Here is a 22,022-nt window from a genome sequence, read left to right as displayed (position 1 = left end):
GCGGCAAGCGACCGCTTAGTATGCCACCGACCGCTCGGTACGGAGGAGGCTTCCGGATGCAGGTATGGCGTGTGTACGAGAACGGGGAACCGGCCGCGGTGATGCGCCGCGAGGAGGTGACACCGCCCACGCCCGGCGACGGCCAGGTCCTGCTCAAGGTCCGCGCCGCGAACGTCAACTTCCCCGACGCGCTGCTCTGCCGCGGCCACTACCAGGTGCGGCCCCCGCTGCCCTTCACCCCCGGCGTGGAGGTCTGCGCCGAGACCGAGGACGGCCGCAGGGTCCTCACCACCGCCGCGCTCCCGCACGGCGGCTTCGCCGACTACGTGCTCGCCGACGCGGCCGGGCTGCTCCCCGCCCCCGAGTCGCTCGACGACGCCGAGGCCGCCGCGCTCCACATCGGCTACCAGACCGGCTGGTTCGGCCTGCACCGCCGCGCCGCCCTCCAGGAGGGCGAGACCCTCCTCGTCCACGCGGCGGCGGGCGGCGTCGGCAGCGCGGCCGTCCAGCTCGGCAAGGCGGCCGGCGCCACCGTCATCGGCGTCGTCGGCGGACCGGAGAAGGCCGCCGTCGCCCGCGCGCTCGGCTGCGACGTGGTCGTCGACCGGCGTTCCGAGGACGTCGTCGCCGCTGTCAAGGCCGCCACCGGCGGCCGCGGCGCGGACGTGATCTACGACCCCGTCGGCGGCGAGGCCTACCAGCAGTCCGCGAAGTGCGTCGCCTTCGAGGGGCGGATCGTCGTCGTCGGCTTCGCCAGCGGCACCGTCCCCGCTCCCGCCCTCAACCACGCCCTGGTGAAGAACTACTCGGTCCTCGGCCTCCACTGGGGCCTGTACGCGGTCAAGGACCCGGCTTCCATCGGGCGCTGCCACGAGACCCTCACGTCCTACGCCGCCAAGGGCCTGATCAAGCCGCTCATCGGCGAGCGCGTCCCCTTCGCCGGCGCGGCCGACGCCGTCCAGCGCGTCGCCGACGGCTCCACCACGGGCCGACTCGTCGTCCTCCCGGAAGGAGTCCGCGCATGACAACGGCCGAGGAACTCCGCGTACTCACCGCAAAGTTGCTGGAGGAGTACCCGCCCGCCACCACCGACCGCACCGACTTCCTGCGCGCCCGCTTCGACGCCGGGCTCGCCTGGGTGCACTACCCGGTCGGCCTCGGCGGACTCGACGCGCCCCGCGCGCTCCAGGCCGTCGTCGACGCCGAACTCGCCGCCGCGGGCGCCCCCGACAACGACCCGCGCAAGATCGGCATCGGTCTCGGCATGGCCGCCCCCACGGTCCTCGCCCACGGCTCCGACGAGGTCAAGCAGCGCTTCCTGCGGCCGCTCTGGGTCGGCGAGGAGGTGTGGTGCCAGCTCTTCAGCGAGCCCGGCGCGGGCTCCGACCTCGCCGCGCTCGCCACCCGCGCCGTCAGGGACGACGGCGGGGACTGGATCGTCGACGGGCAGAAGGTGTGGACGTCCAGCGCGCACACCGCCCGCTGGGCCATCCTCATCGCCCGCACGGACCCGGACGCGCCCAAGCACCGGGGCATCACCTACTTCGTCTGCGACATGACGGACCCCGGCGTGGAGGTCAGGCCGCTGCGCCAGATCACCGGCGAGGCCGAGTTCAACGAGGTCTTCCTCACCGGGGTCCGCATCCCCGACGCCCACCGCCTCGGCGAGGTCGGCGACGGCTGGCGGGTCGCCCAGACCACCCTCATGAACGAGCGGGTCTCCATCGGCGGAGCCCGTATCCCCCGCGAGGGCGGCATGATCGGCAAGCTCGCCACGACCTGGCGCGAGCGGCCCGAACTGCGCACCCACGACCTGCACCGGCGCCTCCTCGACCACTGGGTCGACGCCGAGGTGGCCAGGCTCGCGGGGGAGCGGCTCCGGCAGCAGCTCGTCGCGGGCCGGCCGGGACCCGAGGGCAGCGCGATGAAGCTGGCCTTCGCCCGCCTCAACCAGGCCATCAGCGGCCTGGAGGTCGAACTCCTCGGCGACGAAGGCCTGTTGTACGGGGAGTGGGAGATGCGCCGCCCCGACCTCGTGGACTTCACCGGCCGTGACGCCGGCTACCGCTATCTGCGGTCCAAGGGCAACTCGATCGAGGGCGGCACCAGCGAGGTGCTGCTCAACATCGTCGCCGAGCGGGTCCTGGGCCTGCCGCCCGAGCCCCGTAACGACAAGGACGTCGCCTGGAAGGACCTCGCCCGATGACCGACGTGACGGAACAGACGCAGCAGACGGATCAGACGGAGATGACGGAGCCGCCGCTCGACCTCCTCTACTCCGAGACCGAGGACGACCTGCGGGCCGCCGTCCGCGCCCTGCTCACCGACCGGGCCGGCCACCAGACCCTCCTCGGCCGGATCGAGACGGACAGTCCGTACGTCCCCGGCCTGTGGAAGTCCCTCGCCGCCGACATCGGCGCCGCGGGCCTCCTCGTCCCCGAGAAGCTCGGCGGCCAGGGCGCGAGCCACCGCGAGGCCGCCGTCGTCCTGGAGGAGCTCGGCCGCGCGGTGACGCCGCTGCCGTACCTCACCAGCGCCGTGGTGGCCACGGAGACCCTGCTCGCCCTCGCGGGGGAGAGCGACGCGGCGGCCGGGCTGCTCGCGGACCTCGCGAGCGGCCGCACGGTCGCGGTCCTCGCCGTACCGCTGTCGACGGCACCCGACGCGGAGCCCCCGTTCGGCGCCGCGATCCCCGGCGTCGCCGACGCCACCGCCGCCGACGTGTTCCTCGTCCCGCGCGCCGACGGTCTGTACGCCGTCCCCGCCACCGAGGCCACGGTCGAACCGCAGACCCCGCTCGACCTCACCCGCCCCCTGGCCCGGGTCACCGCCCCCGCCGGGAGCGGCACCCGGCTCGCGGACCCGGAGGCGGCCCGCGCGGCGGTCCGGCGCGGCCTTCTCGCGGGGGCGGGACTCCTCGCCTCCGAGCAGCTCGGCCTCGCCGAGTGGTGCCTGGAGGAGACCATCCGCCACACCCGCGAGCGCCACCAGTTCAACCGGCCGGTCGGCTCCTTCCAGGCCCTCAAGCACCGCATGGCCCAGCTCTGGCTCGACCTCGTCGGCGCCAGGGCGGCGGCCAGGGCGGCTGCGGACGCCCTCGCCACCGGCAGTGCGGACGCGCCGCTGATCGTGGCCGTCGCCCAGGCGTACTGCTCCAAGGCGGCCGTCCGGGCCGCCGAGGAGTGCGTCCAGCTGCACGGCGGGATCGGGATGACCTGGGAGCATCCAGCTCATCTGGCGCTGAAGCGGGCCAAGTCCGACCAGATCGCCCTGGGGTCGGCGGGCCGCCACCAGGACGCGATCGCGGCCCTCGTCGGCCTGGAACCGCCCCTGTAAGGGGCCCCCTGTGTTCACACCCCTTTACATACTGTTTAATTGCAAGCTGTTCGCAATAACAGTTGATCTTCTAAGAGGTGTGGACTCGATGACCGCCCGATCCCTCCGCGGCACGGCCGCCGCGACTCTCGCGGGGGCCGTCGCCCTCACCGCGGCGGCCTGCACGAACCCCGGCTCCACCGCCGGAGGCTCCGGCGGACCCAAGGATTCCGCGGTCGTCGGCATCGCCTACGAGCCCGAGACCCTCAGCCCCCTCCTCGGCTACGGCAAGGACGGCAACTCCAAGATCTTCGACGGGCTCCTCGCCTTCGACGCCGGCATGAAGCTGAAGCCGGCGCTCGCCGCCGCGCTGCCCCGCGTCAGCGACGGCGGACTGACCTACACGTACACCCTCCGCGACGGGGTCACCTTCAGCGACGGTGTCCCCTTCACGGCGAAGGACGTCGTCTTCACCTACCGGACGATCCTCGACCCGAAGACGAACAACCCCTCCCGCACCGAGCTCGACGCCCTCAAGAGCGTCGAGGCGGTCGGCGACGACACCGTCGTCTTCCGGCTCAAGTACCCGTACGCGCCCTTCGCCGAGCGCACCGTCCACGCCATCGCCCCCGAGCACGTCGCGGCGAAGCAGGACGTCAACACCGGCGCCTTCACCACGAAGCCGATCGGCACCGGCCCGTACGTGCTCACCGGCTGGTCCAAGGGCGAGAAGCTCAGCTTCGCGGCCAACCCGAGCTACTGGAACGGCGCACCGCCGGTGAAGAAGTTCACCATGGCGATCATCAAGGACGACGACGTCCGCGCCACCCGACTGCGCGCCGGCGACCTCGACGGCGCGATCCTGCCGCCCAACCTCGCGGCCGGCTTCCAGGGCGACAAGGCGAAGAAGTCGTACGCCGCCAAGACGTACGACTACCGCACGGTCACCCTCCCCACCCACCACCAGGTGACCGGCGACACGGCCGTCCGCCGCGCCCTCGACATCGCCGTCGACCGCCGGACGATGGTCGACAAGATCCTCGAAGGGGCCGGAAAGCCCGCCTACGGGCCCGTGCCCACCGACAGCCCCTGGTTCACCAAGGGAACCGAGCGCCGCCACGACCTCGCGGGCGCCCAGAAGATCCTCGACGAGGCCGGCTGGAAGGCAGGCCCCGACGGCATCCGCGTCAGGAACGGCGTCCGCGCCGCCTTCCCGCTCTGGTACCTCTCCGGCGACAAGCTGCGCCAGGACCACGCCCTCGCCTACGTCTCCGACGCCAAGAAGGCCGGCATCGACATCACCGCCCAGGCCGGCACGTGGGAGGTCATCGAGCCCCGGATGAAGACGGACGCCGTCCTCGCCGGCGGCGGCTCGCCCGGCGACCCCGACTTCGACCAGTACCTGCTCCTGAAGTCCACCCTCGGCGGCGACGGCTTCAACAACATGGCCTGGTACGACAACAAGACGGTCGACCGCGCCCTGGAGGACGGCCGCCGCACCGACGACCCCGCCAAGCGGCGTGCCGCGTACGACACCGTCCAGCGGGAACTGGTCGAGAACCCCGGCTACACCTTCCTCACCCACATCGACCACCTCTACGTCGTGAACGACTCCTGGGACGGACTGAGCACCCAGGTCGAGCCGCACGATCACGGCCTCGCCGCCGGCCCCTGGTGGAACATCGAGAGCTGGAAGCCCAAGAGCGCCGGAGACACGAAGAAGTGAAGCGCCGCCTCCCCTGGGGGGCCATGGCCCGGATGACGGGACGGCGGCTCCTCGCCGCCGTCCCCGTCCTCCTCGGCGTCACCCTCGCGGTGTTCGCCGTCGCGGCGGCCTCCCCCTTCGACCCCGTCAAGGCCTACGCGGGCACCGCCGGGCTCACCGCCTCGCAGGAGAACCTCGACCAGCTCCGCGCCAACCTCGGCGTCGACCGGCCCCTCCTCACCCGCTGGTGGGAATGGCTCACCGCCGCCCTCGGCGGCGACCTCGGCGACTCCTCCGTCATGCGCCGCCCCGTCGCCGAGGTCATCGGGGAACGCCTCGGCTGGTCCGTCCTCCTCGCCGTCACCGCCTTCCTCGTCGCCATCGCCCTCGGCACCCTCCTCGGCGTCCTCGCGGGCCGCCGCCGCGGCGGCCTCCTCGACCGGGCCGTCAGCTCCGCCGCGTACACCCTGGAAGCCGCGCCCTCCTTCTGGCTCGGCCTCCTCGCCATCTGGTTCTTCGCCCTGAAGCTCGGCGTCCTGCCGGCCGGCGGGCTCACCGACACGGCGAGCGACACCGTCACCTTCGACCAGGTCGCCGGCCACCTCGTCCTGCCCGCGCTCGTCCTCGGCGTCTCCCAGCTGCCCTGGTTCTTCCTGTACGTCCGCCAGGGCGTCGGCGACGCCCTCGACGAGGACCCGGTGCGCGGCGCCCGCGCCCGCGGCCTCAGCGAACGCACCGTCCTCACCGGCCACGCCCTCCGCTCCGGAATGCTGCCCATGCTCACCCTCGTCGGCTCCCGCGTCCCCGAGCTCATCACCGGCGCGCTGCTCGTGGAGACCGTCTTCAGCTGGCCCGGCATCGCCGCCGCCACCGTCCAGGCCGCCACCTCCGTGGACTTCCCCCTGCTCGCCGCGCTGACCGTCCTCGCCACCGCCGCCGTCCTCCTCGGCAACCTCCTCTCGGACCTGCTGTACGGACTCGCCGACCCGAGGGTGGGCTTCGATGGCTGACCCGCGCACCCACCGCCTGCGGCTCTGGAGCTCCGCCCTGATCGTCGGCGTCGTCCTCCTCGCCGTGCTGCTCGTGCCGCCGCTCGTCCAGCTCGACGAACAGGCCGTCGACCTCTCCCGCAAGCTCCTCCCGCCCTCCCTCGACCACCCCTTCGGCACCGACGACCTCGGCCGCGACCTCCTCCTGCGCTGCGTCTACGGCCTGCGGATCTCGCTCCTCGTCGGACTCGTCGCCGCGCTGGTCGCCACCGTCGTCGGCACCGCCGTCGGAGCGGCCGCCGGCGCGCTCGGAGGCTGGACCGACCGCTGCCTCATGCGGCTCGTCGATGCCTTCTCCTCCGTCCCGCACCTGCTGCTCGGCATCTTCGTCGTCGCCCTCTTCCGGCCCGGCGTCTGGCCCGTGATCGTCTCCGTCGCCGTCACCCACTGGCTCTCCACCGCCCGCATCGTGCGCTCCGAGGTCCTCTCCCTGCGCACCCGGCCCTTCGTCGACGCCGCCGTCTCCGGCGGCGCCTCGCGGTGGCGCGTGGCCGTCCGCCACCTGCTGCCCGCCGTCCTGCCACAGGCCGGGCTCGCCGCCGTCCTGATGGTCCCGCACGCCATGTGGCACGAGTCCGCGCTGTCCTTCCTCGGCCTCGGCCTGCCCAGCCACCAGGCCAGCCTCGGCAACCTCGTGCAGAACGCGCGCTCCTCGCTGCTCGCCGGGGACTGGTGGCCCACCCTCTTCCCCGGTCTCCTCCTCATCGTCCCGACCCTCGCCATCGCGGGACTCGCGGGCGTGTGGCGGGACCGGCTCAACCCGCGCCGCCGATCGGAGCTGATGCTGTGAACGCCACCGACCGCACGGTCCTGCGCGCGCTCGAGGCCGTCACCGCCGAACGGGCCGAGGACGCCGTCCTCAGCGTCCGTGACCTCACCGTCCGCTTCCGGCTGAGCGGCGGCCGGTCCGTCGCCGCCGTCACCGGCGCCGACTTCGACCTCGCGGCGGGGGAGTGCCTCGCCCTCGTCGGCGAGAGCGGCTGCGGCAAGTCCGTCCTCGCCTCCGCCCTCCTCGGCCTCCTCCCCGGCAACGCCGAGACCAGCGGTACGGCCCTGCTCGCGGGCCGCGACGGCGAGGACGGCACCGACCTGCTCGCCGCCGGCGAGAAGACCCTCGCCCGCACCGTACGGGGCCGCCGCGTCGGCCTCGTACCGCAGAGCCCCGCCGCCCACCTCACCCCCGTCCGCACCGTACGGTCCCAGCTGGAGGAGACCGTCCGCGCCCTCACCGGCACCTCCCGCCGCGCCCGCAGGAAGGCCGCGGAGGACGCCGCCGAACGGACCGCCTTCCCCGCCGGACACCTCGACCGGTACCCCCACGAACTCTCCGGCGGCCTCGCCCAGCGCGCCGCCACCGCCCTCGCCCTCATCGGCGGCGCCCCGCTGCTGCTCGCCGACGAACCCACCACCGGCCTCGACCGCGACCTCGTCGACCGCACCGTCGACGAACTCCGGCGCCACGCCGACGACGGCCGCGGCCTGCTCCTCATCACCCACGACCTCGCCGCCGCCGAACGCATCGCCGACCGCGTCGCCGTCATGTACGCGGGCCGCATCGTGGAGATCGCCCCCGCCCACCGCTTCTTCGGACCCACGGGCCCCCGCCACCCCTACGCCCGCGGACTCCTCGACGCCCTTCCCGACCGGGCGTTCACCCCGATCCCCGGCATGCCCCCGGAACTCTCCGCGCTGCCCGAGGGCTGCGCCTTCGCCCCCCGCTGCCCCCGCGCCACCGAACTCTGCGCCACCCCGCCCGCGTCCACCGCCGGCGTGGCCTGCCACCACCCGGAGCACCCCCGTGCTTGAACTCGACACCGTCACCGCCGGATACGACCGCCGCGCCCCCGTCTTCCGGGGCGCCTCGCTCACCGTCGCCCCCGGCGAGTCCGTCGGACTCCTCGGCCCCAGCGGCTGCGGCAAGTCCACCCTCGCCCGCGTCGCCGCCCTCCTCCACCGCCCGGACGGGGGCCGCCTCGTCCTCGACGGCACCGAGGTCAGGGCCTGGCGCCACCGCGCCCCGCGCGCGCTGCGCACCGCCGTCGGCGTCGTCTTCCAGCAGCCCCGCACCGCCGCCGACCCCCGCCTCACCCTGGCCGAGCTGATCGCCGAACCCCTGCGCGCCACCGGCCGCCGCACCGAGGCGGCCGACCGGGTCGCCGCACTCGCCCCCGCCGTCGGACTCACCGGCGACCTGCTCACCCGCCGCCCCCACGAGGTCAGCGACGGCCAGCTCCAACGCGCCTGCCTCGCCCGTGCGTTGTCCCTGCGCCCCCGCTGGCTGATCTGCGACGAGATGACCGCGATGCTCGACGCCTCCACCACGGCCGCCCTCGTCGCCGCCGTCGAGGCCTACCGCACCGACACCGGCGCCGGTCTCCTCGCCGTCGGCCACGACCGCGTCCTCCTGAACCGCTGGTGCGACCGCACGGTGGAGTGGAAGGACTGCCTGCCCGCCACGTCCTGACCACATCTCACCCGTATGGCCGCCCCGCCATACCTCCGGACGGACCGTACATTCCGCCACACTGTCCGCCGAACGCCGCAATTCCGGTGCGGCGCAAGGAGGACGTGAGAGCGATGGCCGTTTCCATTTCTGTCGTGGTGCTGCTGCTGGTCCTGGCCGTGATCTTCCTGCGGAGCGGCGGGCTCAAGCTCTCGCACGCCCTCGTCTGCGCGCTGCTCGGCTTCTTCCTCGCCGGCACCAGCATGGCGCCCACCATCCACAACGGCGTCGCCGCCACCGCCAACGTCGTCTCCCACCTCAGACCGTGAGCGTCGCCACGGCCGGCCGTGCACGCACGGAAGCCGCCCCGGGACCGGTTCCGGGGCGGCTTCGGCGTACAGGCCAGGCCAGGCCAGGTCAGACCATCTCGGGCATCTCGCCGACAGTGGTCTTCACGTCGATCACGGCGAACGCGGCACCCTGCGGGTCCAGGATCGCCGCGAAGCGGCCGAAGGGGCTGTCCATCGGCCCGAACAACTTCTGCCCGCCGAGGCGCCCCGCCGCCTCGACGGCCTTGTCGCAGTTGTCCACGGCGAAGTAGACCTGGAAGTACGAGGGGAACTCCGCCGGGAACTCCGCCGTCATCACCATCCGCCCGAGCACCGGGTCGGCACCGAGGTCGAAGACCCGGTAGTCCACCTCCCCGTCCTGCATCGTCTTGGAGCGGTAGCCGAAGACGGTGGAGAAGAAGTCGTCCGCCTTCCCCGGCTCCCGGGTGAAGACCTCGGCCCAGACGTACGAGCCGCTCTCGCCCTCCAGCTCGAAGCCCTCGTGCGCACCCCCCTGCCAGATGCCGAACACGGCACCCGACGGCTCCTGCGCGAGGCACATCGAGCCGAACTCGCCGACCTGCATCGGCTCCATCAGGACGGTGCCGCCCGCGCTCCGGATCTTCTCCGCCGTCGCGGAGACGTCGGGAGAGGCGAAGTACAGACACCAGGCCGACTGCGGTTCGCCGTCCTGCCCCGGCATCGGCGGGACCACGGCCGCGACCGCCTTGCCGTTCTTGTACGCCTGCGTGTAGTTGCCGAATTCCGTTGAGGACTCGCCGAAGGTCCAGCCGAGCACGTCGCCGTAGAACGTCTTCGCGCCCTCGAAGTCGGTGAACATCGCGTCGGTCCAGACCGGCGTGCCTTCAGGTCGTGCGGCCATGACGGTGACTCTCACTTCCGGTTCGATGACGTGTTCCTGTGAGCCACGCTAGTCACGCTCGCCCCGGCCCGCTCGGTGACACGGGCAGTCGGCCCATGGCGTAGCGGTGGTACGGCCCGTCCGGCAGGCCGAGCTCCGGCCGCCACATCCGCAGCACCTGGGCGGAGGGCAGGAACAGCGCCTCCGGCAGACGGTCGGGCTCCGTCCACTCCCAGCGCTCGATCTTGTCCGGCTCGGCCACCGCGGGGACCCCACGGAAGGCGCGCACGACGGTGGCGGCGGTCAGCCGGGTCATCAGGGTGGACGTGACTGAGTCCAGGATCAGTCCGATCACCTCCACGTCGGCGGCGTCGGCGACGAGCGCCGTCTCCTCGGCCAGCTCGCGGACCGCCGCGTCCTCGACGGACTCACCGGGCTCGACCTGGCCGCCCGGCAGCTCCCACACCCCGGAGCGGTGCAGCCCGAGGAGGACCCGTCCGGCCTCGTCGGTCACGACCACCCCCGCTCCGAGAGAGGCCTGGGCGCGGGGCGGCTGGACGTTTCGCCGGGCGACGGAGGCCCGGTCGGCGGTGTTCATGATCCTCTTCTACCAGCAGCGTTCCCCGCGCCGCCACCGTCACCGAGCGGCGGGGGGAACCACCGCGACCGGGCAGTGCGCGTGGTGCAGGACCGCGTGGGCGACGGAGCCGACGAGCAGCGACCCGAAGCGATGCCGGTGGTGCCGGCCAACGACCAGCAGACCGGCGTCCCGCGAGCCCTCCACGAGCAGGCCCGCCGCGTCCCCCGGCACCACCACCGGGACGAGGTCGACCTCCGGCCGGCGCGCGGCGAAGGGCCGCAGCCGCTCCTCCTGCTCCAGCGAAGCCTCCCGTACGAGCTGCTCCTCCATGTCGTCCGAGAGGGGCAGCGGCGGCGGCACCTGGAGCGCGGGGGAGGGTGCGACCACCAGGGCGCCCGGCTGGGGAGGCAGCCGGAACGCCGTCACGGCCTCCAGCGGTACGCCCCGGTGGTGCGCCGTCTCGAAGGCGAAGGCCACCACCTCGTCCGGAGTCTCCTCCGTGTGCAGGCCGAGCAGCACCCGGCCCGCCTCCACCCCGTCCTCCAAGGCGGCCGTACGGGCCTCGTGCGGGACGACGACGAGCGGGCAGGGCGCCGTCGCGGCGAGCGTCCGGCTGGTCGAGCCGAGCAGCAGACTCGCGAAGCCGCCGCGCCCCCGGGAACCGGTCACCAGGAGCCGCGCGCCCCGCGCCGCCGCCGGCAGGGCGTCGGTCACGGACCCGTCGAGCGACTCGTACCGTACGGGAAGGGCGTGCCCGCGCTCCTCGACCACGGTCCGTACGGCCGCCAGGACCGTGTCGGGAAGCTCGGGCGACGGGCGGAGGGAGGCGATACGGGCGGCGCCGAGCTGGAGGGCGTCGGAGCGCACATGGGCCACGACCAGCGGAGATCCCAGGTGCGTGGCGGCGCTCAGGGCCCACTCCAGGGCCAGGAGACTGTGCTCGGAACCGTCCACGCCGACGACGACCGGCGGCTCGGAGGCGGTGCTCACGTCATTCGTGGGGGAAGCACTCATGGGGGAATGACTCCCGCACGCGGCGCCGCGCCACACCCGTCAGGGCGCGGCGCGGCGGGGGAAGACGATCAGGCGTTCTCGTCGCGGCGGGCCCGCTCCGCGTCGCGCTCCTTGATGCGGACGGTCTCCTTGCGGACCTCCGCCTGGGTGGCCCGCTCCTTCGCGAGCCACTCGGGCAGCTCCTGCCTGAGCGCCTCGATCTGCTCGGTGGTGAGCGGGTCGGTGATGCCACCGCGCGCGAGACCGGCGATGGAGATGCCGAGGCGCTGCGCGACCACCGGGCGGGGGTGCGGGCCGTTCTTCCGGAGCTCCTGGAGCCAGGCGGGCGGGTTCGCCTGGAGCTCGTTCAGCTCGGAGCGCGAGACGACACCCTCCTGGAACTCTGCGGGGGTGGCCTCGAGGTACACACCCAGCTTCTTCGCCGCGGTGGCGGGCTTCATCGTCTGGGTGTTCTGGTGCGACGTCATGGTGCCAAGGGTATCGAGCGTGCGGGCGAGTTCCGACCACGGCAGCTACCGGTAACCTGGCGGAGTGACAGGCTCGGACGCTTCCCCCTCGGACTCCCCGGCGGTTTCCCCCGCCGTCTCCCCCTCTGACTCCTCCTCCGGCACCCCTGCCTTCCGGCTCGCGTACGTGCCCGGAGTGACGCCCTCGAAGTGGGTGGGGGTCTGGAAGGAGCGGCTGCCCGACGTGCCTCTGACCCTGCTCGCCGTGACGCCCGCCGAGGCCTTCGGCGCGCTCCGGGAGGGTTCGGCCGACGCCGGTCTGGTCCGGCTTCCCGTCGACGGGGACGACCTCAGCGCCATCCCGCTCTACACGGAGACGACGGTCGTCGTCGTCCCCAAGGACCACCTGCTCGCGGCGGCCGAGGAGGTGTCGGTCGAGGACCTCGCCGACGAGCTCGTCCTGCACCCGCTCGACGACACCGTCGGCTGGGAGCGGCCGCCGGGCCGCCCGGCGAACGAGCGCCCCGAGACGACGGCCGACGCGATCGAACTGGTCGCTGCCGGTGTAGGCGTGCTCGCCGTACCCCAGTCCCTGGCGCGGCTGCACCACCGCAAGGACCTCACCTACCGGACCCTCACCGAGGTCCCGCAGTCACGGGTCGCCCTGTCCTGGGCGGCCGCAGACGAGGCCCCCGACCTGGTGGAGGAGTTCATCGGCATCGTGCGCGGCCGCACGGTGAACAGCACCCGGGGCCGCCGCGCCGAGGCCCAGAAGGGCCAGAAGCAGTCGAAGGACCAGAAGGACCGGAAGTCCGCCAAGCCGGCCAGGTCGGGGAAGCCGGGCGCCGGCTCGCGTACGACGGGCAAGCCCGCGGCCCGCAAGACCGGCGGCGCCGGAGGCTCCGGCCGGGGTCGCACCGGCGGAAAGCCCCGCAAGAGGTCCTGAACGGCCCGTGTCCGCACGGCGGACGCGTACCACCCGGCCGGACGGCCGCTCGGCATACTGACCCCTCCTGATCATCGTGAGCACACAGGAGGAGCTTTGGCCGCCAGTTTCAGGACCGTCGTCGAGGTGGGGCCGGATCATCTCGCGCAGGCCCGGTCCATCGACCGGGTGTTCCAGGAGGCGATCGCGCCGGCGACCGTCAATTTCGACTTCGAGGCGATACGGGAGGCCGCGGCGGCCGTCCCGGACAGCACCGTGGTGAAGATGGTGCGGGGCTGGGGGCTCCAGGAGTACGCCCCCGTCATGGTCATGGTGCTCTCCCTCAAGGAGGCCGTCCGGCAGGCGCTTCCGCCGGAGTGCGCGGAGGCCGGGTTCTGGGCCACCGTCGAGCGGGAGCTCGTCCAGGCCTTCACCGGCCTCTCCGCGCAGGAGGGACAGCCCGGCCTCTCCTTCTACGAGGAGTCGGGGGAGCGGACCCGTTTCTACCGGGACCTGTTCTTCGCCCTCCAGGACGAGGAGACCGGGGAGCACATGTACGCCCTGGCCTTCTGTATCGACGTGACCGTCGAGCTGCCGAAGGCGGAGGCTCTCGCCCTGGAGGTGACGGACGTCGTGCCGTTCGCGGTCCGGCTCAACGCGATCGTGGTCCGCCAGGCCCTGGGTCTCGCCGCCTGACGTCCCACGTCGCGGTACTGCACCTGGTACCGCAGGTACTCCACCGGCCCGCCGTCCCGGGCCGGAACCCCGCTCCTCCTCCCCTCAGACCTTCGGGCGCAGCCGTCCGCCCCGGGCCGCCGCGACGAGCTCCGGGACCGTGGCCAGCTTGACCCGGGGCCGCCCCGAGGCCTGGCCCCTGGCCCGCTCGGTCCGCTCGATGGCCGCCAGACCGCGCGCGTCGACCAGGTGCCGGCTGCGGCTCCGCGCCAGCCGGCGGAACTCCCGCTCCGTGCCCGTCGGCGCCGGCAGCGCCCCGGCGACCGCGTCCGCGAGCAGGGTTCCCACCGTCTCCTCGGCACAGGCCCGGTTGGCGCCGATGCCGCCGGAGGGCCCGCGCTTGATCCAGCCGACGACGTACCCGCCGGGCAGCCCCGTCACGCGCCCGGCCTCGTGCGGCACCGTGCCGGTCGCCTCGTCGAAGGGCAGCCCGGGCAGCGGCACCCCGCGGTAGCCGATCGCCCGGACGAGGAGCCCCGCCCCGATCTCCGTACCCGAAGGGGATCCCGCCCCCGTCACCCGGACCGCCCGTACGGCGTCGGGACCGAGCGCCTCGACCGGCGCGGAGTGGAAGCGCAGCACGATCCTGCGCCGGTCCGGCGCGGGCGCCCGCGTCCAGTCCACCGACTCCCGGGCCACGTCCCGCAGCAGCGCGGCCTTCTCCCCGGCCCCTGCCGCGTCGACGGCCGCGCCGGTGCGCGGGTCGTGGTCGTCGACGACCAGGTCCACACCCGGCAGGTGCTTGAGGGCGAGCAGTTCGGACGTGGTGTACGCCGCGTGCTCGGGGCCCCGGCGGCCCAGCAGCACCACCTCGCGGACCCGGGTGCCGCGCAGCGCCGCGAGGGCGTGGTCGGCGATGTCCGTACCGGCGAGGTCGGCCGGGTCCGTGACGAGGACACGGGCGACGTCGAGGGCGACGTTGCCGTTGCCGACGACGACGACCCGCTCGGCGGAGAGCCGGACGCCGTCCGCGCCGGTCTCGGGGTGCGCGTTGTACCAGGAGACGACGGAGCTCGCCGGGACACTGCCGGGCAGTTCCTCGCCGGGGATGCCGAGCCGCCGGTCGGCGGGCGCGCCCACCGCGTAGATCACCGCGTCGTGGTGCGCGGCGAGTTCCTCGGCGGTGACGTCCTTGCCGATCTCCACCCCGAGCCGCATCCGGACCCGGGGGTGGGCGTGGAAGCGTGCGAAGGTCTCACCGGCGCCCTTGGTCGCCGGGTGGTCCGGCGCCACCCCGTACCGGACGAGCCCGCCGGCCACCGGCAGCCGGTCGATCAGCGTCACCTCGGCGTGGGTGTGCAGGAGCAGGTCCTCGGCGGCGTACATGCCCGCGGGTCCGGTGCCGACGACCGCGATCCGCAGCGGCGCGAAGTCGGCGGGCAGCGAGCGGTGGAACGAGGGAGCGCCCCAGGGGTGGAAGGTGGGCGAGGCCGGGGCGGGCGCGGGCGGGCGGTCCGCGTAGTAGTCGGCGTTGATGGCCTCGTACTCCCGCAGCCGTCCGGTGAGACGGTCCGCCGGGAAGATCGCGTCGACGGGGCAGGCGTCGGCGCAGGCGCCGCAGTCGATGCAGGTCTTGGGGTCGATGTACAGCATCTCCGTGGTCCCGAAGTCGGGTTCCCCGGGCGCCGGATGGATGCAGTTGACCGGGCAGACGGCGACGCAGGTGGCGTCGTTGCAGCAGGTCTGGGTGATCGCGTAGGTCATGTCGTCGGCTCTGCTCTGCTCGGCTCGGAGGGGTCAGACGAGGTGGGCGCGCTGGTAGAAGAAGAGCGCGGGCCGGGTCAGCATCCCGACGTCGGAGAGGAACTCCATGAGGCCGGAGCAACTGGCGCGCAGCTGCGCCTTGTAGTGCTCGTTGGCTGCGGCCTCGCGCCTGGCCCGCTCGGGGTCGAGGCCGGCCCGTACGTACACCTCGGGGTTCACCAGGCTGGTGATGATGTAGTACGCGGCGATGGCGACCACCAGGGCCTGGAAGTGCCGGCGCGCCCTGCTGGCCCGGGCGAGGTGGCGGCGCGTCTCGTCCCGGGCGAACTTCATGTGCCGGGATTCCTCGACGACATGGATGTTGTTGATGGTGCGGACGAAGGGGACGACCCGCTCGTCGCGCATCCAGTCGCGCTGCATGACGTCGAGGACCTCTTCGGCGACGAGGATGCCGGCGTACGCCGCCTCGCCGAAGCCGACGGTCTTCATGAAGCGTCCGAGTTCCAGTACGGCCCGCTTGGGCCGGTACGGGGGCGCGCCGAGCTTCTGGGAGCCCCGGGCGAACATGATGGAGTGCCGGCACTCGTCGGCGATCTCGGTGAGGGCCCACTGGAACCGGGGATCGGTGTGGTCCATGAGGTAGATGTCGCGGAGCATCATCTGCTGGAGGATCATCTCGAACCAGATGCCGGTGCTGGCGACGGAGGCGGACTCCTGCCGGGTCAGCTCCTTGCGCTGCTCGTCGGTCATCTCGTTCCAGTACGCCGTGCCGTAGAGGGAGTTCCACTCGGGGCTCTGGCCGTGGAAGTCCTTGTCGAGGGGGGTGTCCCAGTCGACCTCGACGGCGGGGTCGTACGACAGCTTCGCGGCCGACCGGAGCAGCCGCGCGGCGACGTCCGAGTCGGTGCCGTCCGAGTCGGTGCCGTGCTGGTTGTCCGGGCGAACGGTGCTGCGTGCCATGGTGCGGCTCCTTGGGTCGCGCGATCGGCTCGGCAGCTTGTTAGACGCCGTGTCTAGCAAGCTTGTTAGACGCAACGTATAGCAAGGAGGCCGCGCGGGCCTACCCTTCGGTACGCACTTTCTTCCCGGGGGGCTTACCCCGGGTACGCGAACGGGGCCGGAGCCATGGCGGCTCCGGCCCCGTCAGGGGGTCGCGTGGTGTCAGAAGGTCAGGTTCCAGGCGGCGATCGTGCCCGTGTCCTGGCTCGCGTTGTCGTTCACGCGGAGCTTCCAGGCCCCGTTCGCCACCTCCGCGGAGGCGTTGACCGTAAACGTCTGGACGATGTTGTCCGTGCCGCTTCCGGTCCGGTTGTGGACCGTGTACACGGTGCCGTCCGGGGCCACCAGGTCGACCTTGAGGTCACCGATGTAGGTGTGCTTGATGTCCACGCCCACCTTGAGCGTGGCCGGGGCGTTGCCCGTCACGCCGCTGACCGTGATCGGGCTCTCGACCGTCGCGTTGTCGGCGATCGCCACATCGGTCAGGTTCTCGAAGTACGCGCCGGGCGGCGGAGTCGTGCCGCCGACGGCCTTCAGGGCGTCGACCGCGCCCTCACCGAAGAAGCCGTTCTTGGTCGTGGTGCCCTTGCAGCGGGTGTCCGAGGGGCACGCGCGGTCCGTGGCCTGGACGCCCAGCTGATCGCGGATCTGCGCCGGCGTGAACGTCGGGTTCACGCTCGCGATGAGCGCCGCGACACCGGCCACGTGCGGGGAGGCCATCGACGTGCCGTTCATGTTGCCGTACTTGCCGCCCGGGAGCGTCGAGTAGACACCGGAGGCGCCGTCGCCGCCGGGGGCCGCGATGTCGATGACGCCGTTGCCGAAGTTCGAGTACGAGGCCTTCGCGCCACCGTTGCCCTGCGCGGCGACCGTCACGACGCCCGGAAGCTCCGTCGGGATGTCGATGCAGGCGTTGGTGATCGTACGGGTGACCGGGGTCGAGTCGTTGGGGGACTCGGAGTCGGTCGTCTTGTTCGCCAGGTCGTAGTTGGAGTTGCCGGCGGCGGCCACCTGGAGCGAACCCTTGCCCTCGGCGTACTCCTGGGCCCGGCGGACACCCTCGATGATGGCGGCCTGGTCCACGTTGTCCGGGCAGTTGAACGCCCACGGGTCCGTGTAGTAGCTGTTGTTGGTGACCTTGAAGCCGTGGTCACCGGCCCACATGAAGCCGCAGATCGTGTTCTCCGCGAAGAACAGGCTGCTGGTCGGCTCCGCGATGCGGACGGAGGATATCCTCACGCCCGGTGCGACGCCGATGACGCCCTTGCCGTTCTTGGCGGCGGCGATGGTGCCCGCGACGTGCGTGCCGTGGGTGCCGACGTCACGCCAGGCACCCGCGCGCGTGTCCGCCTTGCCGTAGGCGCAGGAGGCCGAGTCGGCGGCGTTGAAGTTGGGCGCGATGTCCTGGTGCCGGTCGTCCACGCCGGTGTCGAGGACACCGACCTTCACCGTCGCCGAACCGGTGGTGACCGCCCAGGCCTGGTCGGCCTTGATCTGCGTCATGTCCCAGCGGTTCGACTCGGTGAGGGTCGTCGTCGACTGCGACGGGTTCGCCGGGAGCGCCGGGTTGTAGGCGTCGGCGGGGACGTCGGAGGTACGGGTCGCCCCGACCTGCTGGACGCCGCCGACCGTGCGCATCGCCGAGGCGAACGACGCGGACGTCGAGTGCGCCACGATCACACCGATCGCGTCGTAGCTGGCGAAGACCGTACCGCCGTTGCTCGTCACGGCGCCGCTCACGGCCGAGGTGCCGCCGGGCGCCGTGATCACCAGGTACGCACGCGTGCCCGCGGCCCAGGCCGCCGGTGCCGCCGCGGTGGTGGTGGCCGTCGTCGCCCCCGCCGAACGGGCCGCGACGGGCGCGGTGTCCGACGGTGCTGCCTGGGCGAATCCGGCGGGAGCGGCGAGCGCGACGGTGGTGCCGAGCGCGGCGACGGCGATGGCCGACGTTCTCAACCGGCTGGATATGAGGGAAAACAATGCGTCCTCCGATAACCCGGTGGCGCGGGTGGCGCCTGCCGGGCTTTGTGATGTGTGGGGTGGACGCAAGATCCCAGACTCGTGCCCCGGAGGGAAGAGTTCTGTCCGAGAAGCCCGTTCGCGTTACGCACTGTTGACCGAACGATGCCCGGAGGGGCAGGGTTTCGGGTTCCCTGCCCCTTTTCGTGCGGCTGCTCCAGGTACGGACCAACGCCTACTTCAGGTACGGACCAGCGGTGCCGATCTTTCCGGGGCCGTTAAGGACGTACACCCGCAGGTTGCCCTTTCCGGGTGCGGCGACCGTGAGCGTGCCGCCGGTGACGGTCCGCACGTCGCCGGTGACGGCGTCGGTGTACGTGCCGTTCGGGATGCCCGTGTAGGTGGCGCCGCCCGAGACGGTGACGAGGGCGAAGCTGTCCGTCGAACCGCTGGTGTAGCGGCGCTTGAACGCCATGCCGCCCGAGATGCCCTCGGTGGAGTACTGACCCGTCTGGAGCGCCGGGATCGCCCGGCGGATCTGGTTGAGCCGCTGGACGTGCTTCACCAGGGGCTGCTGGAGCGTGGTGGCGACCGCTCCGGAAGTCGAGGAGACCTGGGAGAAGTCGGAGGCCGTGACCGAGCCGGCGACGTGCTCGCCGAAGTACGCGCGGCCGGTGGTGGCGAGCGGGCAGGACGGCCCGCAGTCGATCTTCATCCCCTTCTGGAACTCGATCTCGGAGCCGTAGTACAGCGTCGGAATGCCACGGAAGGTCCACATCAGGGACATGTTCTCGGCCCAGGCGTCGGTGCCGCCCGTGTACCGCTCGCTCGACTTGTTGGGGCCGTAGTCGTGGCTGTCGACGTAGACGACGTTGTAGGTGGCGTCGTTGTAACTGTCGTCGGAGTCCTTGCCGTTGTGGAAGGCTTTGGACGCGTCACCGAAGTTCATGTGCATGCGCATGTCGATGACGTTCATGCCGGAGAAGCGGCTGTGGTCGGGTGCGTGGTAGCTGTTTCCGTTGAGGAAGGCGTTCGTGGAGGTGGGCTGGCTACCCGTGCCCTGCTGCTGCTCGTAGTCGTACATCTCCAGGGCGGCCCTGGCGTCGTCGGCGTCGTACTCCTTGCGTTCCTTCCAGGTGAAGAACTGCGCCGAGTGGTTCACCGAGCCGCGGTTCCACTTGTCGTTGACGAAGGCCGCGACCTCGCCGAAGACGAAGAAGTTCCTCGCGGCCTCCGCGCCGTGGCGCTGCGTCACCCGCTCCTGGATGGCGGGCAGGAAACGGCGGTTCCAGGTGGTGCGCGGGATGTGCACGGCCGTGTCGACACGGAAGCCGTCCACGCCCATGTCGATGTACTTGTTGTACGCGCCGATCAGGTAGTTCTGTACGGCCGGGTTCTCCGTGTCGAAGTCCGCCAGGTCCTCGTGCAGCCAGCAGGAACGGGAGTCCTCGCCCTCCCAGTTGCCGATCCAGCACTGATGGAAGAGCGCCTTCGGGAACATCCCGGACGTCGGGCTCGGCCACTGGCAGTTGTGGACGGTGTAGCCCTCGGCGCTCTTGCCGCCGGTCGGCTTGCCCCAGTTGAGACAGGTGTTGCCGGTCGGCTCGGCCGTCGACCACAGATCGCCGTTGTAGTACGACTTCCCGGACTTCGCGTCGATCGTCAGGCCGTCGTACTCGAAACCGGGCTGCTTCTCGTCGTAGTACCAGCTCCACTGGCTGTCCCGCACCCCGTACACGGTGGGGGTGAACAGACCCTTGGCGCCCCAGCGGGAGGAGTGGTTGTAGACGACGTCCTGGTAGATCTTCATGCCCTTGGCGTGGGCGGCGTCGATCAGGTCCTGGTAGGAGGCGCCGGCCGACTCCAGGCGGGGGTCGACCTTGTAGAAGTCGTAGCCGTGGTAGCCGTGGTGGTCGTAGTCGGACCGGTTGAGGACCACCGGCGTGACCCATATCGCCGAGAAGCCGAGGCCCTTGACGTAGTCCAGCTTCTGGATGAGGCCCTTGAAGTCCCCCCGGAACATGGGGTCGTCGTTGGCCGCGTTGCCGGACTTGACGTGCTGGCTGCCGCCCCGGTTGTTCGACGCGTCGCCGTCGTTGAAGCGGGCGGTGAGGACGAAGTAGATCGGGTCCTTGCGCGGGTCGGTGCCGAGCGGCTTCCCGGTGCCCGGGTTCGCCGGCTTGTCCCCGGTGGTGGCCGTCGTGGCGGCCGAGGCGGGGGAGACGTTCCCGGCGGCGTCCACGGCCTTCACCGTGTAGGTGTAGGCGGTCCGTTCGGCGAGGCCGGTGTCGGAGAACACGGTGGAACCGACGTCGGTGACGACCGTGCCGGCGCTACCGCCGACCCGGGTGACCTGGTACTTCGTCACACCCCTGTCGTCGGTGGCGGGATCCCACGTGAGCAGCACCGAGACGCCGTCGGCGGTGGCGGTCGGCCGGCCGGGGGCGGTCGGCGCCTGGGTGTCGGGGGTCGCGGCGGCGCACGGATCGGTCGCGTTCGCCGTCACCACGTTGTTCCGTACGGTGCTGACGCCCGTCCCGAGGGCGTAGTCGGCGCCCCCGTTGTTGTCCCAGACGCCGTTGCCGTTGTTGAAGGCGGCCTTGAGGGAGGCGGCCGTCCCGAGGTCGAGCTCCCGCTTCCACCAGCCGGCGCAGGCGGTATGCATGCCGGTGCCGGGCACGGCGGTCCAGGCGCCGCCCGCGGGCTGGTGGTGGACGTTGACGGTGGACCAGCCGAGCGCCTCGGTGGAGTAGTACACCGTGGCCTTGGCGGAGGGGCCGGGTGTGGCGCCCGCGCAGGGGTCGGAGTGGGCGATGACCCCGTCCTTGACGGTGAGGGAGCCGGTGCCCAGGGCGTAGTTCTTGCCGCCGTTGTTGTCCCAGGTGCCGCTGCCGTTGTTGAAGGTGGCCTGGAGGCCGGTGGCCGCGCCCAGGGTGACGGTCTTCTTGACCCAGTCCGTGCAGGCGGCCTCCATGGCCGTGCCGGGGACGGTGGTCCAGGCGCCGCCGTCGGGCGCGTAATGGAGGTTGTACCGGGACCAGTTCCGGGTCTTGGTCCAGTAGAAGACCGTGGCCGTGTTGTCGGCGGCGGCGGAGGCGGTGGCAGCGGCGGTGGACGCGACCGGGGTGGTGCGCGGGGCGGGTTCGGCAGGGGGCGTGGTCACCAGGCCGAGGACTCCGGCGGCGGCGGCCAGGAAGGCCAACGGTCTCAGAGGCAGCCGTCTCTGAGTGGATATCAGTCCTCGGGGGCGTGTCAGTCCGCGGGTGCGTGTCATCAGAACTCCAGGCAGGTCCGAGCGTCACCGGGCAGACCTCTGCCCCGGACGGGAATCGAAGCCCTTTGGAAACACTGTCGGAAACTTGCTGAAACAGCTTGCGTCGAGCGGGAACGTATCGCCGCCCGCCCGCCGCGTAAAGAGTTCTGACGGTGCGAATGTGGGGTGGGAAGAGGGGTCAGGGGCGCGGCCAGGGGCGCTTCTCCAGGCGCTCGATGTCCCGGTTGAAGCGTTCGAGGTAGGCCGCGAAGCGGGCCACGTCCTCCGGTGACCAGTCCTCCATGACCCGGTCCAGGCCCGCGATGTTCGCGTCGCGGTCGGCGTCCAGGCGGCGCTCGCCCTCCGCCGTGATGCGGAACTTGCGGGCGATCCCGCCGTCCGGATCGGGGATGCGCTCCACGACCCCGGTCCGCAGCATCGCCGCGGTCTGCCGGTTGAGGGTGGAGGCGTCAAGACCGAAGGCCTCGCTGAGCTGCCCGATGGACATCGGCCCGTGCATGCGGATGCGGGTCAGTACGACGTACGCGCTCCGGTCGAGGTGGTCGCCGGCGGCCCGGGAGCGGGGTGCGTACAGATGGGCGTGCCGTCCGAGCAGCATGCTCTCGAACTCGACCAGGCGAATGGGCTTGTCCACGCGCTTGTCCACGGGCTTGTCCTCAGGCTCTTCCTCGGGCTTGTCCATG

General features: G+C 72.0%; 20 protein-coding genes. 11 read left to right on the top strand and 9 right to left on the bottom strand.

Going from position 1 to position 22,022, the window contains the following annotated elements; translation table 11 throughout:
• Window positions 1-56 precede the first annotated feature (56 nt).
• The 9 genes from ACIRB7_RS13485 to ACIRB7_RS13445 all read left to right on the top strand — a co-directional run bounded on the left by ACIRB7_RS13485 (window position 57) and on the right by ACIRB7_RS13445 (window position 8,841).
• Complete coding sequence (locus tag ACIRB7_RS13485) at window positions 57-1,025, top strand: NADPH:quinone oxidoreductase family protein (RefSeq protein ID WP_403596841.1); 969 nt, start codon at window positions 57-59, stop codon at window positions 1,023-1,025.
• Entirely contained in the window at window positions 1,022-2,206 is a 1,185-nt protein-coding gene (locus ACIRB7_RS13480) for an acyl-CoA dehydrogenase family protein (protein ID WP_403596839.1), read from the top strand. Before ACIRB7_RS13485 ends, ACIRB7_RS13480 begins: the two co-directional genes overlap by 4 nt.
• 41 nt (window positions 2,207-2,247) lie before the next feature.
• On the top strand, window positions 2,248-3,336 hold the full coding sequence (locus ACIRB7_RS13475) for an acyl-CoA dehydrogenase family protein (RefSeq protein ID WP_403597678.1): 1,089 nt from the start codon (window positions 2,248-2,250) through the stop codon (window positions 3,334-3,336).
• Window positions 3,337-3,424: 88 nt separating this feature from the next.
• Window positions 3,425-5,041: an ABC transporter substrate-binding protein gene (locus ACIRB7_RS13470; RefSeq protein ID WP_403596836.1), complete on the top strand. Its 1,617-nt coding sequence runs from the start codon at window positions 3,425-3,427 to the stop codon at window positions 5,039-5,041.
• Window positions 5,038-6,030: an ABC transporter permease gene (locus tag ACIRB7_RS13465; protein WP_403596833.1), complete on the top strand. Its 993-nt coding sequence runs from the start codon at window positions 5,038-5,040 to the stop codon at window positions 6,028-6,030. The genes ACIRB7_RS13470 and ACIRB7_RS13465 overlap by 4 nt, the downstream gene beginning before the upstream one ends.
• Complete coding sequence (locus tag ACIRB7_RS13460; RefSeq protein ID WP_403596830.1) at window positions 6,023-6,859, top strand: ABC transporter permease; 837 nt, start codon at window positions 6,023-6,025, stop codon at window positions 6,857-6,859. Before ACIRB7_RS13465 ends, ACIRB7_RS13460 begins: the two co-directional genes overlap by 8 nt.
• A 20-nt stretch (window positions 6,860-6,879) precedes the next feature.
• Window positions 6,880-7,875 carry an ABC transporter ATP-binding protein gene (locus tag ACIRB7_RS13455; protein ID WP_403597675.1) on the top strand — a complete coding sequence of 332 codons (996 nt, stop codon included), beginning with the start codon at window positions 6,880-6,882 and terminating at the stop codon, window positions 7,873-7,875.
• Window positions 7,868-8,533 (top strand): ABC transporter ATP-binding protein, encoded by a 666-nt coding sequence (locus ACIRB7_RS13450; RefSeq protein WP_403596827.1) that lies wholly within the window; start codon window positions 7,868-7,870, stop codon window positions 8,531-8,533. Before ACIRB7_RS13455 ends, ACIRB7_RS13450 begins: the two co-directional genes overlap by 8 nt.
• A 113-nt stretch (window positions 8,534-8,646) precedes the next feature.
• Window positions 8,647-8,841 (top strand): hypothetical protein, encoded by a 195-nt coding sequence (locus tag ACIRB7_RS13445; RefSeq protein WP_403596824.1) that lies wholly within the window; start codon window positions 8,647-8,649, stop codon window positions 8,839-8,841.
• A gap of 88 nt (window positions 8,842-8,929) precedes the next feature.
• Here ACIRB7_RS13445 and ACIRB7_RS13440 read toward each other — a convergent pair whose 3' ends face one another.
• The 4 genes from ACIRB7_RS13440 to ACIRB7_RS13425 all read right to left on the bottom strand — a co-directional run bounded on the left by ACIRB7_RS13440 (window position 8,930) and on the right by ACIRB7_RS13425 (window position 11,764).
• Window positions 8,930-9,724, bottom strand: a complete 795-nt coding sequence (locus ACIRB7_RS13440) for a VOC family protein (RefSeq protein WP_403596822.1) — start codon at window positions 9,722-9,724, stop codon at window positions 8,930-8,932.
• A 52-nt stretch (window positions 9,725-9,776) separates the two neighbouring features.
• A complete protein-coding gene (locus ACIRB7_RS13435) occupies window positions 9,777-10,301 on the bottom strand; it encodes an NUDIX hydrolase (RefSeq protein ID WP_403596820.1) in 525 nt (174 codons plus the stop codon).
• Window positions 10,302-10,340: 39 nt separating this feature from the next.
• Window positions 10,341-11,297, bottom strand: coding sequence for a universal stress protein (locus ACIRB7_RS13430; protein ID WP_403596817.1), 957 nt, complete (start codon window positions 11,295-11,297; stop codon window positions 10,341-10,343).
• 68 nt (window positions 11,298-11,365) lie between these two features.
• Entirely contained in the window at window positions 11,366-11,764 is a 399-nt protein-coding gene (locus ACIRB7_RS13425) for a DUF5997 family protein (RefSeq protein ID WP_403596814.1), read from the bottom strand.
• Between the two features lie 64 nt (window positions 11,765-11,828).
• On the opposite strand from ACIRB7_RS13425, the gene ACIRB7_RS13420 reads away from it, so the two are divergent.
• Entirely contained in the window at window positions 11,829-12,689 is an 861-nt protein-coding gene (locus ACIRB7_RS13420) for a LysR family substrate-binding domain-containing protein (RefSeq protein ID WP_403596811.1), read from the top strand.
• Window positions 12,690-12,785: 96 nt separating this feature from the next.
• Window positions 12,786-13,364 (top strand): Type-2Aa cytolytic delta-endotoxin, encoded by a 579-nt coding sequence (locus ACIRB7_RS13415; RefSeq protein ID WP_403596809.1) that lies wholly within the window; start codon window positions 12,786-12,788, stop codon window positions 13,362-13,364.
• Between the two features lie 84 nt (window positions 13,365-13,448).
• On the opposite strand, the gene ACIRB7_RS13410 is transcribed toward ACIRB7_RS13415, so the two are convergent.
• The 5 genes from ACIRB7_RS13410 to ACIRB7_RS13390 all read right to left on the bottom strand — a co-directional run bounded on the left by ACIRB7_RS13410 (window position 13,449) and on the right by ACIRB7_RS13390 (window position 21,937).
• On the bottom strand, window positions 13,449-15,107 hold the full coding sequence (locus tag ACIRB7_RS13410; protein ID WP_403596806.1) for an FAD-dependent oxidoreductase: 1,659 nt from the start codon (window positions 15,105-15,107) through the stop codon (window positions 13,449-13,451).
• 33 nt (window positions 15,108-15,140) lie between these two features.
• Window positions 15,141-16,067: a diiron oxygenase gene (locus ACIRB7_RS13405; RefSeq protein ID WP_403596803.1), complete on the bottom strand. Its 927-nt coding sequence runs from the start codon at window positions 16,065-16,067 to the stop codon at window positions 15,141-15,143.
• Window positions 16,068-16,268: 201 nt separating this feature from the next.
• Complete coding sequence (locus tag ACIRB7_RS13400) at window positions 16,269-18,047, bottom strand: S8 family peptidase (RefSeq protein ID WP_403597673.1); 1,779 nt, start codon at window positions 18,045-18,047, stop codon at window positions 16,269-16,271.
• A gap of 253 nt (window positions 18,048-18,300) precedes the next feature.
• Window positions 18,301-21,339, bottom strand: a complete 3,039-nt coding sequence (locus tag ACIRB7_RS13395) for a carbohydrate binding domain-containing protein (protein ID WP_403596800.1) — start codon at window positions 21,337-21,339, stop codon at window positions 18,301-18,303.
• Window positions 21,340-21,517: 178 nt separating this feature from the next.
• Window positions 21,518-21,937, bottom strand: a complete 420-nt coding sequence (locus ACIRB7_RS13390; protein ID WP_403597670.1) for a MarR family winged helix-turn-helix transcriptional regulator — start codon at window positions 21,935-21,937, stop codon at window positions 21,518-21,520.
• Window positions 21,938-22,022: the final 85 nt, after the last annotated feature.

The sequence above is a fragment of the Streptomyces sp. NPDC093795 genome (genome assembly GCF_044764665.1).
Classification (GTDB): domain Bacteria; phylum Actinomycetota; class Actinomycetes; order Streptomycetales; family Streptomycetaceae; genus Streptomyces.
This window is presented reverse-complemented; position numbering and strand designations above follow the sequence as displayed.

Coding starts and splice junctions, on each gene's coding strand:
- ACIRB7_RS13485 (WP_403596841.1), top strand. CDS start 57: ATGCAGGTATGGCGTGTGTACGAGAACGGGGAACCGGCCGCGGTGATG.
- ACIRB7_RS13480 (WP_403596839.1), top strand. CDS start 1,022: ATGACAACGGCCGAGGAACTCCGCGTACTCACCGCAAAGTTGCTGGAG.
- ACIRB7_RS13475 (WP_403597678.1), top strand. CDS start 2,248: ATGACGGAGCCGCCGCTCGACCTCCTCTACTCCGAGACCGAGGACGAC.
- ACIRB7_RS13470 (WP_403596836.1), top strand. CDS start 3,425: ATGACCGCCCGATCCCTCCGCGGCACGGCCGCCGCGACTCTCGCGGGG.
- ACIRB7_RS13460 (WP_403596830.1), top strand. CDS start 6,023: ATGGCTGACCCGCGCACCCACCGCCTGCGGCTCTGGAGCTCCGCCCTG.
- ACIRB7_RS13445 (WP_403596824.1), top strand. CDS start 8,647: ATGGCCGTTTCCATTTCTGTCGTGGTGCTGCTGCTGGTCCTGGCCGTG.
- ACIRB7_RS13440 (WP_403596822.1), bottom strand. CDS start 9,724: ATGGCCGCACGACCTGAAGGCACGCCGGTCTGGACCGACGCGATGTTC.
- ACIRB7_RS13435 (WP_403596820.1), bottom strand. CDS start 10,301: ATGAACACCGCCGACCGGGCCTCCGTCGCCCGGCGAAACGTCCAGCCG.
- ACIRB7_RS13430 (WP_403596817.1), bottom strand. CDS start 11,297: ATGAGTGCTTCCCCCACGAATGACGTGAGCACCGCCTCCGAGCCGCCG.
- ACIRB7_RS13425 (WP_403596814.1), bottom strand. CDS start 11,764: ATGACGTCGCACCAGAACACCCAGACGATGAAGCCCGCCACCGCGGCG.
- ACIRB7_RS13410 (WP_403596806.1), bottom strand. CDS start 15,107: ATGACCTACGCGATCACCCAGACCTGCTGCAACGACGCCACCTGCGTC.
- ACIRB7_RS13405 (WP_403596803.1), bottom strand. CDS start 16,067: ATGGCACGCAGCACCGTTCGCCCGGACAACCAGCACGGCACCGACTCG.
- ACIRB7_RS13395 (WP_403596800.1), bottom strand. CDS start 21,339: ATGACACGCACCCGCGGACTGACACGCCCCCGAGGACTGATATCCACT.
- ACIRB7_RS13390 (WP_403597670.1), bottom strand. CDS start 21,937: ATGCTGCTCGGACGGCACGCCCATCTGTACGCACCCCGCTCCCGGGCC.